Annotated in this window: 1 pseudogene; it reads left to right on the top strand. The window is 74.3% G+C overall.

From position 1 onward, the window contains the following. Positions 1 to 124 precede the first annotated feature (124 nt). Positions 125 to 2,553, top strand: a pseudogene (locus tag SSBG_RS03770) (DEAD/DEAH box helicase); the annotation flags it as partial. Between the last annotated feature and the right edge of the window lie 129 nt (positions 2,554 to 2,682).

The following is a 2,682-nucleotide window of genomic DNA, read 5'->3' as shown; positions in this document are numbered from 1 at the left end:
AAAAAAAAAAAAAAAAAAAAAAAAACAAACGACAGAAGAACCAGAAAGAAAAAAAAAAAGAAAAAAAATACAAAAAAAACGAGGGGCCAGGATGCCACTGAACGTGACCGAGAGCCCCCAGGTCCGCGCCCTAGCCGCCGCCCTACACGCCGAGGGCTGCGCGGGCGGCTGCCGGGGTACGGGCCGTTGCGCCTGCCCGAACCCGCGGCCCTCGTACGCGCGCTGCTGGACGCCGTCGCCGACACCCTGCCCCGCACGCCCGCGGCCCCCTACGCGCACGGCATCCCCTTCGCCGCGACGAAGGCGACCGCCCTCCCGGGGGCCAGGGACTGGGCCGCCGAGGCCGCGGCGGCACCCGGAGCGGGCGTTCGCGTCTCGCTGCGCCTGGACCTCTCCGCGCGCACCGTCTTCGACGCCGGACCCGGCGGGGCGCACAGCCTCGGCTCGACCGTCCTCGTCCAGGTCCACAGCCTCGCCGACCCCACCCTCGTGACCGACGCGAGCACCCTGTGGCGCGGCGAGGCCGACCCCGCCTTCGGGCCCGCCGCGCAGGTCGAGGCCGCACTCGCGCTGCGCCGGGCCGCGCACGTGTGGGCACCCCTGGCCCGCCTCGCCGAGCTGGACGTCCCCGGAGTCCTCGCGCTCGACGAGAGCGAGACGGAGGATCTGCTCGGCCGCGCCGCGACCCGGCTCGACGCGGCGGGCATCGCCGTCCACTGGCCGCGCGAACTGACCCGCGAGCTGACCGCGCAGGCCGTCGTGCACTCCGCGCCCGGCTCCGCCGCCAACGGCACCGGGCTCCTCGACGGCGAGGGACTGCTCCGCTTCGAGTGGCGGCTCGCCCTCGGCGACGAGGAGCTGACCGAGGAGGAGATGGACCGCGTCGCGGAGTCCCACCGCGCCGTCGTGCGCCTGCGCGACCAGTGGGTCCGCATCGACCCCGAGCTCGCCCGCCGCGCCCGCAAGCGCCAGCTCGGTCTCCTCGACCCGCTCGACGCGCTCTCCCTCGCCCTCAGCGGCACGGCCGAGATCGACGGCGAGACCGTCGAGGCCGTCCCCACCGGCGCGCTCGCCGCCCTCCGCGACCGGCTCCTCCAAGGAGCCGAGGCCGCCCCCGAGCCGCCCGGGCTCCACGCCACCCTCCGCGACTACCAGCGGCAGGGCCTCGGCTGGCTCCACCTCATGACCTCGCTCGGCCTCGGCGGCGTCCTCGCCGACGACATGGGCCTCGGCAAGACCGTCACCGTCATCGCCCTCCACCTCACCCGCGCCCGCGAGACCCCCAAGGCGGCGACGCTCGTCGTCTGCCCCGCCTCCCTCCTCGGCAACTGGGAGCGCGAGATCCACCGCTTCGCCCCGGGCAGCCCCGTGCGCCGCTTCCACGGCGCGGGCCGTGACCCCGTGCCCCCGCCCGGCGGCTTCCTCCTGACCACCTACGGGACGCTCCGCTCCTCCGCCCCCCGGCTCGCCGAACAGGACTTCGGCCTCGTCATCGCCGACGAGGCCCAGCAGGTCAAGAACCCGCACTCGGCCACCGCGCGCGCCCTGCGCACCGTCCCCGCGCGTGCCCGCGTCGCCGTCACCGGCACCCCGGTCGAGAACAACCTCTCCGAGCTGTGGGCGCTGCTCGACTGGACGACGCCCGGCCTCCTCGGCCCGCTCACCGCCTTCCGCGCCCGGCACGCCCGCGCCGTCGAGAACGGCGAGCACCTGGAGAACCCGGAGGCCGCCGAACGCCTCGCCCGCCTCCTGAAACCCTTCCTCCTGCGCCGCCGCAAGAGCGACCCGGGCATCCTCCCCGAGCTGCCCCCGAAGACCGTCACGGACCACCCCGTCGCGCTCGGCGCCGAGCAGGCCGGGCTCTACGAGGCCGTCGTCCGCGAATCCCTCGCCGCGATCGGGTCCGCCGAGGGCATGAGCAGGCGCGGCCTCGTCCTGCGCCTGATCACCTCGCTCAAACAGATCTGCAACCACCCGGCGCAGTACCTCAAGGAACACCCCGACACCGCCCGCCTGCCCGGCCGCTCCGGCAAGCTCGACGCGCTCGACGAACTCCTCGGCACGATCCTCGCCGAGGACGGCTCCGTCCTCGTGTTCACGCAGTACGTCCGGATGGCGCGGCTCCTCACCGCGCACCTCGCCGCGCAGGCCGTCCCCGCCGGGCTCCTCCACGGCGGCACGCCCGTCGAGGCGCGCGACGCCCTCGTGGACCGCTTCCAGAGCGGCGCCCTGCCCGTCCTCGTCCTCTCCCTCAAAGCGGCGGGCACCGGACTCAACCTCACCCGCGCCGGGCACGTCGTGCACTACGACCGCTGGTGGAACCCGGCCGTCGAGGACCAGGCCACGGACCGCGCCCACCGCATCGGCCAGACGCGGCACGTCCAGGTCCACCGGCTCCTCGCGGAGGGCACCGTCGAGGACCGCATCGCGGACCTCGTCGCCGGTAAACAGGCCCTCGCCGACGCCGTCCTCGGCACCGGCGGCGAACCCGCCTTCACCGAACTCACCGACCGCGACCTCGCCTCGCTCGTCTCCCTGCGGAGGGACGCGTGAACGAGGAACGGGAGCCGGGGGAGCACGAGACGTACGGTGCGCAGCCAAAGGACGGCGCGTACGCGGAGGGCGAGCCGGGCGCGGCCTCCGCGCCCGGCGCGGCGGTAGAGGCGAGCGACGCCGGGGCCG

The organism is Streptomyces sp. SPB074 (genome assembly GCF_000154905.1).
Taxonomy (GTDB): Bacteria; Actinomycetota; Actinomycetes; order Streptomycetales; family Streptomycetaceae; genus Streptomyces.
This window is presented reverse-complemented; position numbering and strand designations above follow the sequence as displayed.